Source organism: Brevibacillus fluminis (genome assembly GCF_003710825.1).
Classification (GTDB): domain Bacteria; phylum Bacillota; class Bacilli; order Brevibacillales; family Brevibacillaceae; genus Brevibacillus_D; species Brevibacillus_D fluminis.
The window spans coordinates 542,176-555,489 of record NZ_RHHQ01000007.1 but is presented as its reverse complement, the minus strand read 5'-3'; the positions used below and the strand labels follow the sequence as shown (position 1 = coordinate 555,489).

General features: G+C 51.4%; 12 protein-coding genes, 1 riboswitch and 1 other annotated feature. All 12 genes read right to left on the bottom strand.

Translation table 11 applies throughout. From position 1 onward, the window contains the following. Positions 1-9 precede the first annotated feature (9 nt). Positions 10-372: a (2Fe-2S) ferredoxin domain-containing protein gene (locus tag EDM56_RS09370; protein ID WP_122917615.1), complete on the bottom strand. Its 363-nt coding sequence runs from the start codon at positions 370-372 to the stop codon at positions 10-12. Positions 373-539: 167 nt separating this feature from the next. Continuing rightward, positions 540-1,757, bottom strand: coding sequence for an MFS transporter (locus EDM56_RS09365; protein WP_122917677.1), 1,218 nt, complete (start codon positions 1,755-1,757; stop codon positions 540-542). Between the two features lie 25 nt (positions 1,758-1,782). Next, complete coding sequence (locus tag EDM56_RS09360) at positions 1,783-2,373, bottom strand: TetR/AcrR family transcriptional regulator (protein ID WP_122917614.1); 591 nt, start codon at positions 2,371-2,373, stop codon at positions 1,783-1,785. A 217-nt stretch (positions 2,374-2,590) separates the two neighbouring features. Beyond that, complete coding sequence (locus EDM56_RS09355) at positions 2,591-3,145, bottom strand: flavodoxin family protein (protein WP_122917613.1); 555 nt, start codon at positions 3,143-3,145, stop codon at positions 2,591-2,593. A gap of 24 nt (positions 3,146-3,169) precedes the next feature. Then, positions 3,170-4,081, bottom strand: coding sequence for a DMT family transporter (locus tag EDM56_RS09350; RefSeq protein WP_221175969.1), 912 nt, complete (start codon positions 4,079-4,081; stop codon positions 3,170-3,172). A gap of 207 nt (positions 4,082-4,288) precedes the next feature. After that, entirely contained in the window at positions 4,289-5,506 is a 1,218-nt protein-coding gene (locus tag EDM56_RS09345; RefSeq protein WP_122917612.1) for an amidohydrolase, read from the bottom strand. A gap of 27 nt (positions 5,507-5,533) precedes the next feature. Beyond that, positions 5,534-6,772 (bottom strand): amidohydrolase, encoded by a 1,239-nt coding sequence (locus EDM56_RS09340; protein WP_122917611.1) that lies wholly within the window; start codon positions 6,770-6,772, stop codon positions 5,534-5,536. 37 nt (positions 6,773-6,809) lie between these two features. Continuing rightward, the gene (locus EDM56_RS09335) at positions 6,810-8,177 is read right to left on the bottom strand and encodes an APC family permease (RefSeq protein ID WP_122917610.1); all 1,368 of its coding nucleotides are present in this window, start codon (positions 8,175-8,177) and stop codon (positions 6,810-6,812) included. Between the two features lie 241 nt (positions 8,178-8,418). Next, positions 8,419-9,729, bottom strand: coding sequence for a purine/pyrimidine permease (locus EDM56_RS09330; RefSeq protein ID WP_246009321.1), 1,311 nt, complete (start codon positions 9,727-9,729; stop codon positions 8,419-8,421). Positions 9,730-9,872: 143 nt separating this feature from the next. After that, complete coding sequence (locus tag EDM56_RS09325) at positions 9,873-10,814, bottom strand: HD-GYP domain-containing protein (protein ID WP_246009320.1); 942 nt, start codon at positions 10,812-10,814, stop codon at positions 9,873-9,875. A gap of 171 nt (positions 10,815-10,985) precedes the next feature. Beyond that, a riboswitch (cyclic di-GMP riboswitch) is annotated at positions 10,986-11,076 on the bottom strand. A 252-nt stretch (positions 11,077-11,328) separates the two neighbouring features. Then, positions 11,329-11,559 (bottom strand): ACT domain-containing protein, encoded by a 231-nt coding sequence (locus EDM56_RS09320; protein ID WP_122917609.1) that lies wholly within the window; start codon positions 11,557-11,559, stop codon positions 11,329-11,331. Between the two features lie 401 nt (positions 11,560-11,960). Next, positions 11,961-12,220: a binding site (T-box leader), on the bottom strand. A gap of 72 nt (positions 12,221-12,292) precedes the next feature. Further along, entirely contained in the window at positions 12,293-13,231 is a 939-nt protein-coding gene (locus EDM56_RS09310; RefSeq protein ID WP_122917607.1) for a bile acid:sodium symporter family protein, read from the bottom strand. Positions 13,232-13,314: the final 83 nt, after the last annotated feature.

The following is a 13,314-nucleotide window of genomic DNA, read 5'->3' as shown; positions in this document are numbered from 1 at the left end:
CATCATCCATTATTTCAATTTCCGCATTCCTTTTTTCGTATGTTCCGAACGTATAAAATGATCCGACTGATACACGTGCGAGACCAGCCTTTCCAGAAATCCGCCATTTTGCAAGGAGGTGACAATCTCGCCTGCATCAGTTGGTCGGACGCCGCTGAGCCATACCCCAGACGGATAAACGATGACGACGCACGCCTCTTCACATCTGCCGTTGCAGCGTGTTCGCGTCGTATGAATCATGTCATCCGCTCCTGCTTTGTTGATTTCGGCACGGATCGCCTGGGTGACTTCCTCTCCACCCTTTTGCATGCAACTCCCTCCGTTACAAAGCAGAACGTGATGCTTCGTTTGCGAAAAATCCCACATGGTCACTTGTTTTCACTCCTTTTCTCAAACCAAAACCAGCTAAAGTGCTTGCCTGTTGTTTATGTATGTTGAGCCCCATTCGCTCATGCTGCATCTTTTATACTGGATATGAAAACAGCCGGTCCCTGCTAAAGGCACCGGCTGTCCTTTCTCCAAATCATTGTAGGCTACGATCAGCGCTGCACAGCTGTAGCCATGTTCTTTTGGCTGGCAGTACGTCTGTTCCAGCTGAGCGACATCACCAGGCTCCCCAGCAAAATCACTGCGCCGAACACATACGGCAAATTGACGTGGACATCGAACAAAATGCCCGCCAGTGTCGGTCCGACGATATTGCCGAGGCTCATGTAGGCATTGTTCATCCCTGCAACGAAGCCTTGTTCCTGCCCGGCCATTTTGGACAGCAGCGTATTGATTGCCGGACGCAAAATGGACGTGAAGACGAAAAAGATGGAGGACGTTACCAGTGTGTACCAGAAGCTGCCCGACAGCAGCATCAGCAAAAAGCTGAGCGCCGCAATGAGGAAGCTCGCGTTCATCAGTTTCTTCTCACCGAAACGCTTCAAGAGCTTATCGATAAACATGGACTGGATGATCACCCCAACCAACGCCCCAACCGTGATGATGATGGAAATGTCCGTAGGGGTGTACGAATATTTCTTGTCGACATAAAGCCCAAAGATCGCTTCAAAATTCGCGAGGCCAAAAGTCAAGGTGAAAATCAGGATCAAAAGCACAAAGTACGGCGCTTTCACCGACATGGCGAACTGCTTGAAAATGTTCTCCCGTTTCTTCTGCGAATTTCTCGCTTCCATCTGCGCTTCGTGCGACAAGGTCTCTTTCAGGAAAATCAGCGAGGCGATTGTCGCCAAACCTGCAACGGCAGCGGATACATAGAATGGAACGCGTAGGCCAAACTCCGCCAAAAACCCGCCGATCCCCGGCCCGATCACGAATCCGAGCGACATGGATGCACCCAAAAGGCCCATCCCTTTCCCGCGGTTTTCATTCGTGGTGATATCCGCCACGAACGCCATCATGGACGGAATCATCGCAGCTGCCCCCATGCCCCCGATCAAACGAGACACATACAAGAGCCACATCGAATCCGCCATGGCAAAAATCAGCTGTGACAGCGCAAAAGCGCCTAAACCGGTCCAGATCATCAGCTTTCGCCCGTATTTGTCGGACCATTCTCCGGCAATCGGCGAACAGAGGAATTGCGTAAGACCGAATGCTGCTACCAAATACCCCAAATCTGCCCCTGTCGCACCAAACAATTGCATATATTTCGGCAAAACCGGAATGATCAAGCCGATCCCGAGCATGGCAATAAACATGTTTACCATCAAAATCAGCAAAGGTCCATTGTTCAACTTTTGTGAATTCACGTTTTCAATCTCTCTCCTTTTCACCCTAAGGTAGGGAAACCTCCCGTTGGCCTAAACCGGGACGCACATATTGCCGGAACAAGCTGGAAATGCGGTCCAGGCTGAGCGGCTCATGCTGTTTTTCCCATTTGTAGACGAGCGCTGCATACAGCTCTCGAATAATGAATGCCGTTAATTCCACGTCGCATGACTCCATGACGTTCTTGTCAACCAAAAAATGGATGATCTCTTTCAATTGGTTTTCTCCCGCCTCTTCCAGCCGGCGCAAGCACATCGCTGCTTCCGGCGTGCCAAATGCGTCGACTTCTTGCGCAAGCTTGCAGAACAGATCATGCTCTTTGCGGTAAAGCATGCAGGTATACAGGTAGTTGTGCAGCATTTCGATCTGTGGCGGCTCACTTTGCATCGTTTCCTCTGCGAAACGGTTCAATTTTACGAGCTCTTCCTCAACGATGAATTGCAGCACTTCCTCTTTTGTTTTGAAAAAATTGTAAAAGGTACCCTTTCCAATATTCGCATACTTGGCAATCTGCTCAAGTGTAGTCGCTTTGTAGCCAAAGTGCTGGAAGGCTTGCTTGGCGGCATTGACGATGTGCTGGTGTTTTTCCTGATTCATGGAAAAGCTCCCCTTTCCCCAGCCTGTTGCCCCATTGTGAACATGTGACTAAAAACGGAATTTGGTCATTGGTTCATTCTAGGGGAAGGACCCTCAGAAAACAAGACGGAGAACCTGGAGAATGTGCTACTTTTTTGTAAAGAATTTCTGTACAAAAAAAGGACAGCGCACGAGCGCTAGTCCCCTTTTCTATGCTCACGATATCGTTGTCAATCGATTACTGGGCTGTTTCCCCGCGCAGGCGGCGATTCAATTTATCCGCCTCAAACAATGCCGATTCATCGACCAAAATATCATCCGGCTTATTGCCCTCCCCGATAATATAGCCGCCATACGTCGTGGTGACGAACTCGAAAATGTGCTGGAATTGCTGCACGAGCGGAAGCCCCTTCAGCTTGGCCTGGTCATAGCCGGTCATGACCACGTAAGCCGTTTTGTGCCCCATTTTCTCCTTGAATGACAGGGAGCGATCCCGCAGGCTCTGTGACCAGCGATCGATAAAGTTTTTCATGATGCCGGACATGCCGTACCAGTACACCGGCGTTGCAAAGATAATGACATCGTGCGCTAACATCTGATGCACGATGCTGTCGTAATCATCATCCACCGGCTGAAAGCCTTCCTCGGTATGCCGCTTGTCATGAATCGGGGTGATAGCATGCTCACGCAAATAGATTTTGGTAGCCCCGAGTCCTTCTACGACTCGATCGGCCAATTTTTCCGAATTCCCGTTTTCTCGGGAACTGCCGTACAACACAAGAACTTTTTGCATATGATCACTACTCCTTTAAACCCGCTATAATTTTTCCGCGACGGCTACAGGCTCGTCCGCCGACTTTTTATTGCCGCCCTTGACTACGAGGAATGCGCCGATAAGAACAGCCGCGATGCCCAGCAGCTGAAGCAAGGTGAAGGTCTCATGAAACAGCAGCGCCGACAGAAGGATCGTTACGATCGGTTCAAACGTGCTGAGAATCGATGCGTTCGTCGGTCCGACCAGCTGCAAGCCTAGAAAAAACGTGAGCAGCGGCAAAATCGTAGAAACGAAGCAAAGCGCAAAAATAGATAACCACGCACTGCCCGAAAAGTCAGTATGCAGCGTGCCACATGTGATCCCAAACAGAAGCTGGCTGATCGCGGTAAACAAGATGACGAAAGCGGTCGTGATCATTGGCGGCAGCTTCCGTACGGTACGGTTCATCAAAACGATATGGACTGCGTATCCGATGCTGGACAAAACCGCAAGAAGAACACCATAGTAATTGATTGACTGAAAGCTAGTCCCGAGCACGAGGGCCAAACCGAGCAATGAAAGCAGGATGGCAAGGCCGAGCATTTTGGATATTCCCGTGCGCTCCACGATAATGGATAATACTACTACGAAAATCGGATATGTGTAGAGCAATAGAGAGGCGAGCGACACCGGGATGAATTGAATCGACCAAAAGAAGAGAATGGAAATCACCGCATAAATGACGCCCCCGTATAAGGCAAGGGCGAACCACTCTTTTTTCGTGATGGAAACATGATGCCCTTTTTTTAGCCAGAGATACAAGAAAAAGAAAATGGATGCCAGCGAAAAACGCAGCGTGAGCAGGGTGTCAACATTCACCCCTCCTTGGTACGCATATTTGGCGATGATGGGCATCACGCCAAATCCGACAGCAGAGAGAATGACAAAAAAGACCCCGAGAGTAAACCGATTCACCGTAATTGACCTCCTTGCGCGATGCGAAAGCAAAACCTTTCTCCATCATACAAGGGAAACGCGAATCTGGTAATGGGGAAACTCCGTTTTTTTCGGGATCATTCATCCAATGAAATTCTATGTGTTTACATGGAAAAAACCAGCCACAGAACGGCTGGTTCCACCTTTTATGATGCTTGTGCTCGATGCACTCCTATTTAGATTCGTTTACTCTCCTGCGACAAGCTTGCCTTTGTGTAAAACAGCCGTGCGATCTGCCACGCGAGCGACCGCTTCCGCCGAGCAGGAAGCTTCGACCAGCACGAGGCTCGCATCGTCTCCCTCTAATGGCCATTGCTGTTTTCCATCGTCCGACAACGGGGTTTTGCCCCCTGTAATGTAGGCCAAGGCACGGGAGAGCGAATGCTCGTCGATCCAGCGGAAGCGCTCCGCCAGTCGGCTTGCCCGCTCGAGCATATCGCCATTCCCAAACGGCGACCAGCTGTCATAAATATTATCGCTGCCGACTGCAACGCGAACGCCCTTCTCGGTAAGCAGTTTCACCGGGGGCATCTGGCTGTCGATCGGCACGCTCGTAATGATCGAGATCCCCGCAGCCGCCAGCATGTCGCCGGCATCCGCCGCTTCCTCGACGGCGATTTCCCCCAGGCAGTAGGCGTGGCTGACGGTCACCCGCCCTTGCCAGCCTGCCTCGATCGTCATCGCTGCCAGCCGTTTGATCGTGTAGATCCCCAATTGATCGGCATCATGCAGATGAAGATCAATCCCCGCGTCAGCTTCGACCGCAAGCTCCATCATGGCGTGCAGCGATGCTTCTGTATCCCCGTCAATCGTGGCGGGATCGACGCCACCAACCAATGTTGCGCCATTTCGCAGCGCCTCGCGCATCAGGCCAACCGACTGGGAACGGAGTAAGCCCCGTTGGGGAAACGCCACGATCTCATAGGTGAGCATGTCTTGATAGTCTGCCAGCACGTCGCGCACCGCTTCCAAATTCGCGAGGCCCACCTCAGGATAGAGATCGACATGTGTCCGTACATGAGTGGAGCCTGCCTGCTGCATGATCGCAAGCATGTTTCGCGCCCGTTCTGCCGTCGGTACCGACCAGCTAGCGAGCTGCTCTGTCTCCGTTTCGATGCTTTGCCAAATCGACCGGAATGGCTTGCTTGCCCGCCACCCTCCGCCAAGCAGCGTCTTGTCCAGATGGCAGTGAGCCTCACGAAACGAGGGCAGCGCAAGTCGGCCTTTGGCATCTTTTCGTTCCGCATTGTCTGCGAGGATGGTATCGCCCGAAACGATTTGCGCGATCTTGCCGTTTTCGATGCGCAGATGAACCGTCTCTGTTTTCGTTCCGCAAACCACGCCAGCCTTTTGCAAAAATCCGTTCTCAATCAACACATTGGTCAACCAATAAGGTGTATGCACGTCCGTCCCACTCCTTTCTCATCTAACCTAGCGCAGGCCAGCCTGGCGAATGCTTCCGCTGATGACCTGCCCTTTTGCCAGCACTGCCCGTCGTTTTGCCCTCCGCGCTACCGCTTCTGCCGCGCAGCTCGCCTGAACCAACACCATGGACGCCTCATCGCCGACCGCCGGCCACACGCGCTCGCCATTCGGAGAAAGTGGCTTTTTCCCGCCCGTGATGAAACCTAGTGCCTCCGCGAGCGAACGTTCATCGCTCCAGCCAAATCGCTCGGCCATCCGGCTTGCCTTTTGCAGCAGGTCACCAGTGCCAAATGGGTCCCAGTGGTCTGTGATGCTGTCATTGCCCAGGCATACGCTCACGCCTTTTTCATGCAAGAGTGGTATGGGAATCGTCGGCATATCAATCGGAACGGTGGATGCAATTCCGATTCCGGCATAAGCGAGCTCCGCTGCAACATCGGCCGCTTCCGCAGGCGCAACGTCAGCCAATGCAAACGCATGGCTCACCATCGCCTTGCCTTGCAACCTCGCCTCCACAACTAGCGCCGCCAGCTGTCTCATCGTGTGTATCCCGAGCTGTCCGCCGTCATGAAGATGAAGATCGACTCCGCTTCCACTCGCCACCGCAAGCTCGATGATCGTGTTCAGTGATTTTTCGATATTTTCGTCTACCGTCGCCGGATCGACCCCACCGACAATCGTCGCACCTTCCTGCAAAGCCGCTTTCATAAGGGCGACCGATTCGCTGCGCAAGAGACCGTGCTGAGGGAAAGCAACGATTTCCGAGGAAATGACCCCCTCATAGCCGGCAAGCGCCGCTTTGGTCGCAGCTAGGTTGCGCAGCCCGACGACCGGATCGATGTTGCAGTGCGTTCGGATGTGGGTGGCACCATGCTTGGCCACGAGCTGAATCAGTGCTTCTGCCCGCGCTTGTGCCGTCGGCAGCTGGCGCAGCAGAAGCTCCTCCTCCTCCTTGATCCGGTCAAATACGCTCGTCGCTGGCATGCACGCCTGCCACGGTCCGCCGTAATACGTCTTGTCCAAATGGATGTGCATTTCGCGAAACGCTGGCAGTAGCAGCAGATCCTCTCCGTCCAGACACGGCAATTCCGTCTCTATCGGCTGCTCGGACGAAACAATTTCCGCGATGACGCCGTTTTCAATTCTGATTCGGCAATTTTCAGTCGTCGTCCCGACAACCTCACCGTGTTCCAAGCAAAAGCCGCTTTCCAGCCGCACATTGGTCAGCCAATAACCCGTGCTCATCCGTTACACTCCCCTTTCTGTATTCGTAATCGGCCCCTTACTGATCCAGCTTCAGCTCAGGCGGCAGCTTTCTGAAAAAGTTTGTGTGAATCGCCAAGTAGATCAAACCGATTACTAACCAAATGAAACCAACTGTTTTCGCATTCCCATCCAGATTCAACAGGAACGTCAGGCACACGCCCGCTCCGATCAACGGAACGATCAGATAGCGAACCAGATTGAAGCCGTTCCGTTTTTTCTCCTTGATGAAGTAATGGAAAATAACAGAAATATTCACAAACGTGAAGCCAAACAGCGCCCCGAAATTCACCAAGGAAATCGCTGTCGTCAAATCCAAAAACGAGGCGATCATACTGATCCCACCGATGAACAAGATGCTAAACGTCGGTGTGGAACGCTTCGGATGCAAATAGCCGAAAAATTTCTTCGGCAAAATATTGTCACGCCCCATGCTGTACAGCATCCGCGAGCAGGACGTCTGTGCCGCCAAAGGACCGGCCAATGCACCGATGACTGCCAAAAACGGATAGATGACTGTCAATGAATCCAATCCGACACGCTTGAACAATTCCAGTGACGCCGTGTTCACGTCAGCGAATTCCTTCCAGCCAGTCGGCCAAGACAAGAGCAAGAAATAAGAAATGATCGTAAAAGCAATTCCCGCCCCGGCGCAGATGATCATAACCCCTTTGCCAATCGTAACGCGCGGGTTGATCGTTTCCTCCGCCAGCGTCGTTACCGCGTCAAAGCCCAGATAGGAAAGCACCAAAATCGAGGCTCCGGAAAAAATCACGCCAAAGCCTACGCCTTCTTGGTGAAGCTCCTTGGCGTTATAAAACGCGCTCCAATCGAAAAACGTCGCTGCACCGCCCCCACCGAGCAAATGCTTGCACATAAAAAAGACAACAACAAGCAGTACGAAAAACTGGAACAGAACAATGATGTTATTCACCCAAGCCGTCACTTTAATTCCGATATGCGTGATGAACGTTACGGTTCCAGCAAACAGAACAACCCACACCCAGCTTGGAATTTGCGGGAAGACCGTCGACACATAGTTGGCAGCGATTACATAGGAAAGCATCGGAATCAGCAAATAATCGCTCAAGAGTGCCCAACCGGTCAGAAAGCCCAAATACGGGCTGATGGCACGCTGGACATACGTGTACGACGAACCCGAAATCGGATAGACAGCCGCCATTCGCCCAAAGCTGTATGCCGTAAAAATCATCGCAATCGCCGTCACCAGGTGAGTAAGGGCAAGCATGCCATGCGTCATGCTCGAGACGATTCCATACATATCGAATACAGAGGTAGGAATCAAATAGGCAAATCCATAAAAGACGACAGATGCAAGCGGGAGGACCCTTTTGAGGCTAGAATTGGCTTCGGTGTTTACATTCATGGAAAGGCAAAACCTCCTTCGAGTGTATCAGATATGTTCATTCCCATTCATACCAGTAAGACCGGTCGGACCAGTTGAAACAAACATATCCCTTTTGGTGCGTTTCTACTTGCTTTTTTCGTTTCCATCAACCCTCTCTTTCCTTCAACCGGACATTGCAACTCTCGTACCAGTTCCTGATTCTGCTAGAATGACGCGCTTACAGACATCAGCGCTGATTTTTCTATTCAAATTTGCATAACTATGCACCAACAGATACTTCCTTTTCCTTTTTCCATACTTGCTCCAGTGCGATGGCGAGCAGCGTCCCCAAAAGCAATCCGTTGCCGCATACATAGGAAATGACGGAAGGCAGTTGTGCGAAAATCGTTTTCGGCAAAAACATCGTGCCGACCCCAAACAAAAAAGTCACGCCGAGTATCGTCAGCCTACGTTGATCCAATGCTTCTCGCGTTATCGTCTGCAAGCCAAGTGCGATCAGCTGGACGAACGATGCCATCAATGCCGCATTGGCCACCGGTCCAGGCAATAACGACAGCTTACTGATGACGGCGGGAACGAGCGAGATCAACGAAAGTGCGATACATGCCGTCAAGAAAGGACGCAGCCGATGCTGTTTCGTCAAACCAATGAAACCTGCGCTCGCTGGCAGTGGTACAATCCCGACCGTTGAAAATACCGCCGAAAAGAGATGTGCGATTCCACCTGCCCATCCTCCGGCATTCAGAGCTCCCGCTTCCTTTTCCAGACGCTTGGGAACCATATGGCTCACTGCGGTTACAGCCGCCACCGTATTCGATACCAAAAGCAGAGTGAACAAGACGACCGCTACAGCCATTCCACTATCCCAAACCGGCATGCCCCAGGCAAAAACGCGCGGCAGTTGGAACCAGTCCGTCGCGGGTAGCACTGCACCGCTTTTTCCGCTGAGCGAGTAAGCAATCCAACCTGAGATGATGCCGAGCAAAACGGCGTAGCCTCTCATCCAGCCTTTGCCCCATACCGACAGCCCGATGACAAGCACGAAGACGCCAAATGAAATCAGCGCGGTGTGCAAATCAGCTTTCGCCGGTTCTCCGTGCGCCCCGAGCATGCCGAGCAGGAAAACGCCGCTCAGCTGAAAGCCAAGCAAGAGCAAAAACGAACCTGTCACCAATGGGGTAAACAGTTTGCGCATACGCACCATCACGCCCGTCGCTCCAAGCACGATCAGCAAGAGTCCTGCCATGATCATGCCGCCTTCCAGTATTCGCAACGTCTGCTGGAGATCGTGTCCTTGCCGGATTGCCATATCGGCAAAAATGGTGAACACCGCTACCCACGAACCTGCTGGACCGTCCGCTATCGGCAACCGATGTCCGATCCAGCCCTGCAAAAACGACGTGACGCCGACGACGAAAAAGGTTCGCTGCATCAACTCCATCACTTTTGGCAGCGGCAGCTGATAGATTCCCCCGATCACAATCGGCAGCGCCACTGCATTGGCCAGCAAAAAAATAAACCATTGCAAGGAGCCCAGGCCGAACTGCCAGGGTGTTTGTCTTTCTTCCACGTACAGTTCCTCCTCTATATTCTTTTGTACAGGATACCATTGTACGCGTTATCACCAGAAAACAAAACCCTCTCGTTCACTGAGTTTAAAAATAAAAGCGCTCCGATGAGCGCTGTCGTTTCGTTTCCCGCGGTTACTATCCGCTACTTTCGATATGTTCGCAAGATTTCGGGCCCTGTTTGTTCTATCATGCGCAAAAACGCATCCACGATTATCGGGTCGAATTGCTCGCCTTTGTTCCGCTCGATTTCGGTGCATGCGACCGCGAGCTCAGCTTCCTTCCGATAAACCCTCGTCGAGGTTATCGCATCAAAGCAATCGGCCACGGCCATGATGCGCGCAAACAATGGGATGTCCCCGCCCGAAAGCCCTTTTGGATAGCCGGTCCCATCGTATCGTTCATGATGGTACAATATCATGTCCAAAATCCCCCGTTTTTGAAAGGCAGGGATGTGTTTGACCATTTCAAAGCCGATGCTGGGGTGCTGCTTGATCACTTCATATTCCTCTTTGGTCAGCCGTCCAGGTTTGGTCAGGATCGATTCCGGAACGCCAATTTTGCCGATGTCATGCAAAAGTCCACCCAAATACACCTGCTGGCAGATGCGCTTTGGCAGTCCAAGCTCCTTGGCAATTAATACCGCATAGTGCGCCACATTTTCAGAGTGGCACGCCGTATGCGGATCGCGCGAGTCCAACGATTTGGCAAGCGCCACCGTCAGCTCGAGCGTATGATCTTTTTCCGCAAGATAGAGTTTGATCAACGTGGAGATAGCAATGACCGCTAGTACATTGGTAAGCCATTGAAGCAGAATTTGCACGAAATGCTGGCTTACATAGGGAGGAAAAAAGTACCACAGCCATGTGATGAGGCTGGCGATGATTAGCTGCAGCGGCATATTTCGCCAAAACACACAGCCGGCCGTAAGTAGAGGAATGAGATAAATGCCTTTTAGGTCTTTATACGGGAACACGAAGCCGTCGATCATCACAATTAGGAGAAGCAGAAGAATGAAACCGGAGATGGACAGGACAGGATGCCTAATCCCATATAATAGACGACTCTCTTTTTCAAAACGAAGCATGAACTTCTTCTCCAGCCTTTCTATGTAAGCGAAATTAAACAATCGGCAATGTCATTTCACATCCGCTTGCGCTCTCCTCCCCAGCTACTCCGCGATTTTCCTGCCAAAAAGAAACGACCCTTTTCAGCATTCGAAAAGGATCGTGACCTGCGGACACCAACATGTACACTACTCGGTAGCTGGCTGGCAACATGTTTTTGATGACATGGAAGCCCCTTTAGCTTTGCGTCCCCATTTTTCAATGAGTTTGCCTTTTTCGAACTTAATTCATTCAATTATCACTTTTTCCGATATATAAAATATTGCTATGCCCACCGAACATATTAGTACAATCTCTTCCAATTTTCAAGGATTGACTATTTCCAAATATGCAAAATTTCAGATCAGCAAATTTCCACCGGGTGTATCGTGGAACTGCCAGCTCCATCGGCAAAAACAATCGGCCGTGACAGACTGACATGCCAGCCTTGCGCTTGAGTCGTAACGATGCAGGCTGGCATGTCTGGAGGTGTGCCTACGTCGCTTTTAGCTCGATTACATCGATCAGCTTGACCAGCTGCTTGAGAACGAGATCGTACCATTTCTCTTCAAAGAACGCGCTGAATGTCATGATTGCCGTTCCTTCCTCTTCTGCCGGGACATGCGAAAAGCTTTTGATGCAGACATTGTAGCGGGTCAGGACACCGATGATGCGCAGCAAAACGTCTGGCTGGTCATTCACGACCAAAGTAAAAGTTTGGTTCATTCTTCTCTCTCCTTTGTTGAATTATTTTTTGTATGAAAAAAAGCCCTCGCCCGCAACCGGCCGACTACACACTGGCAGTCCATCCGATTGCTGAGGCGAAGGCATACTCGCGGTACCACTCAGCTTCCCTACCGTCTTGCGAGCGGCAGGCTCGATTAAGTCACCTGTGGTGACTCGCATCCGTTACCGCCGGATGAGACGTCGCTCGCTACTGAGGCCGAAAACACCTGTTCACAGCGCTGCTCCAAGGTGATGTTTCGATGGAGAGCGGATGACCGTTCTTTCAGCAATTCGAACGGCTCTCTGGCATCTGCTGATTCCTCTACTTGTCCTTGTCATCGCGTCTTGTTATCAATAAAAAAACCTCACCCAAGCAACCGACCCCTTTTGTGGGGCCTGGTTGCTGAGGCGAGGTTCTTGGCTCGCGGTACCACTCAGCTTCCCTGCCGTCTTGCGAGCGGCAGGCTCGACTAAGTCACCAGTGGTGACTCGCATCCGTTAACGCCGGACGAGGACGTCGCTTGCTACTGAGGCCTAAGAGCCTGTTCGCGGCGCAGCTCCAAGGTGATTTTCACGGACAGGTGATGACCGTTCTTTCAGCAAAACAAACGGCTCTCTGGCATCACGCTTTTCCGTTACTCGTCCTTGTCATCGCAAAATATCGAACATTCGTACAAATTGATCTCGTAAGCCTATTATAGAAAACGGGTGAATCGCATGTCAATCTGCTTTTCTAGACGGAGCGCTTTTCTTCTCGCTTGGCAAACCATGTCGCCAAGAGCGAACCTGAAATGTTGTGCCAGACGCTGAAGATCGCGCTTGGAACCGCTGCAATCGGATTGAAATGCGCTGCAGCCAGGGCCGCGCCCAGTCCGGAGTTTTGCATGCCGGTCTCCAGTGTGATCGCCTTGCGTTTGGCGAGGTTCAAACCGAACATTTCCGCAAATAAATACCCCAACAGGTATCCGAGAAGGTTGTGCAAAATCACGACAGCGAAGATGATGCCGCCTGTTTCGAGAATTTTCCCTTTGTTGATGGCGACGACGATGCCGACGATCAGTACGATGGCGATTGTCGAAACCAATGGGAGCGCTTTGACGCTCGCTTCGGCTTGTTTTTTGAACAAGGCTTTCACGATTACGCCGAGGACGATCGGAACGATAACGACTTCAATGATGTCAAGGATCAGCGATTGTGTATTGATCGTCATCCATTTGTTTGCCAGCAAGGAAATGATTCCCGGTGTTGCGATTGGCGCGATCAATGTCGAAACCGATGCGACTGAAACGCCAAGCGCAACGTCGCCTTTCGCCAAGAACGTCATGACATTGGAAGCTGTCCCGCTCGGGCAGCAGCCAACGAGGATGACACCAACTGCGATATCAGGCGGAAGCTGGAGCGCTATCGCCAAAAAATAAGCGAGCGCCGGCATGATCAAATAATGGCCGACCACGCCGATCAGCACGTCGATCGGGCGGCGGAACACTTCCTGGAAATCGGCTGCGGACAGGGTCAGTCCCATACCGAACATGATAATGCCCAAAAGCAACGAAATGTTTGCCTTCATACCGACAAATGCTTGCGGAACGAAAAATCCGATGATGGCGAATAATAGGACCCAAACTGAAAACGTACTGCCTACGAACTTACTGATTTTCTCTACTTTGTTCACTGCTACGTCTCTCCTGTTGTTTGACTATATTGAAATTACTTTTTATTCTACTTCATTTAATTTCAATATACTTATACTTTTTT

Bases quoted from the DNA above. Each gene is read 5' to 3' on its own strand.
- EDM56_RS09340 (WP_122917611.1), bottom strand. From the start codon at position 6,772: ATGAGCACGGGTTATTGGCTGACCAATGTGCGGCTGGAAAGCGGCTTT.
- EDM56_RS09355 (WP_122917613.1), bottom strand. From the start codon at position 3,145: ATGCAAAAAGTTCTTGTGTTGTACGGCAGTTCCCGAGAAAACGGGAAT.
- EDM56_RS09325 (WP_246009320.1), bottom strand. From the start codon at position 10,814: ATGCTTCGTTTTGAAAAAGAGAGTCGTCTATTATATGGGATTAGGCAT.
- EDM56_RS09320 (WP_122917609.1), bottom strand. From the start codon at position 11,559: ATGAACCAAACTTTTACTTTGGTCGTGAATGACCAGCCAGACGTTTTG.
- EDM56_RS09335 (WP_122917610.1), bottom strand. From the start codon at position 8,177: ATGAATGTAAACACCGAAGCCAATTCTAGCCTCAAAAGGGTCCTCCCG.
- EDM56_RS09360 (WP_122917614.1), bottom strand. From the start codon at position 2,373: ATGAATCAGGAAAAACACCAGCACATCGTCAATGCCGCCAAGCAAGCC.